This is a genomic window from Komagataeibacter intermedius TF2 (assembly GCF_000964425.1).
Classification (GTDB): domain Bacteria; phylum Pseudomonadota; class Alphaproteobacteria; order Acetobacterales; family Acetobacteraceae; genus Komagataeibacter; species Komagataeibacter intermedius.
The window spans coordinates 1-1,030 of sequence record NZ_BANF01000265.1 but is presented as its reverse complement, the minus strand read 5'-3'; the positions used below and the strand labels follow the sequence as shown (position 1 = coordinate 1,030).

Below are 1,030 nucleotides of genomic sequence, written 5' to 3'. Positions count from 1 at the left end.
CAGCTATGCAGTCCGTTCTGTTATTCAAGACCTAACAGGCCCTAGTAGAGAAAGCTTATGCTGCCCGTGGTGGATTACAACACCAGCGTGAAGCGTTAAAAACGACCACCGCACGACGTATCCGCGGTCGAATGATCTCGGATGTAAAACGTGGCGCGGTATTGCCGCCTGTCGTTATTGGCGTCGTCGTGGATCAGGAAATACTAGAAAAGATCCCTGACTTTAAACCCGACGATGTTATTCGTATGATGAGCGATACGTTGGTTGATTCGATTTCTATCATCGATGGTATGCAGCGTACTACAGCCCTATTAGACGCTATGGATCAAGATCATACTGTTTCAGAAAAAGTCGTGCGAGTAGAGTGTTGGATCGCTGAGAGCACTGATAGCCTTATTTACCGCATGCTCGTTCTCAATACTGGGCAAGTGCCATGGAATCTTAGCCGTCAACTTCAGGTAGTTTATGCCCCTCTTATTAAGGAAATGAAAAAACGTATTAGATTCGAGAGAGTATTAAACCGTGAGAAAGCAGAGCGTCGTACAAAGTCCGGCGAGTATGCGCCTGACGACTTAGTTCAACTTTACATTGCCTTTGCTTTAAAGAAAACGGACGTCGATACTCAAGAAACGTTGGCTGATGAGTTCTCTCGTCTTGATATGACTGATGCTCTTGCTGAAGATCAGTATAACCATTATTTCTATCCCGTCCTGCAGATGATGCTAGATCTCGATAGAGCTTTTTCGCGGCTCGATGATGAAATGCCTGCAGAGACGGAAGAGACTGGCGTGAAGAAAGCCATCAAGAAAGGGCGTAGTATTTTCGATAGTCAACCGGCCCGTATTGGCTTTGTCGTAGCTACTGCTATTGCTATTCTGGGACGGATGGGTATGGAGCGCAAAGCTGATGAAAGTCAAAAGCGCTTGACGGAAATTATTCGCCAAGTAAGCAATTTTATTGCAAGACTCGATGAAATGGACGTCAACCAGAGGTGGTCCCCATTTTTCGGACAGGGCGATAAGCTATCATC

The 1,030-nt window shown here is 46.0% G+C and carries 1 protein-coding gene; it reads left to right on the top strand.

The features are described 5' to 3' along the window. Positions 1–131: 131 nt before the first annotated feature. Positions 132–1,030: hypothetical protein (locus B7449_RS16840; protein WP_048883880.1), on the top strand; the 899-nt coding region annotated here is incomplete at its 3' end.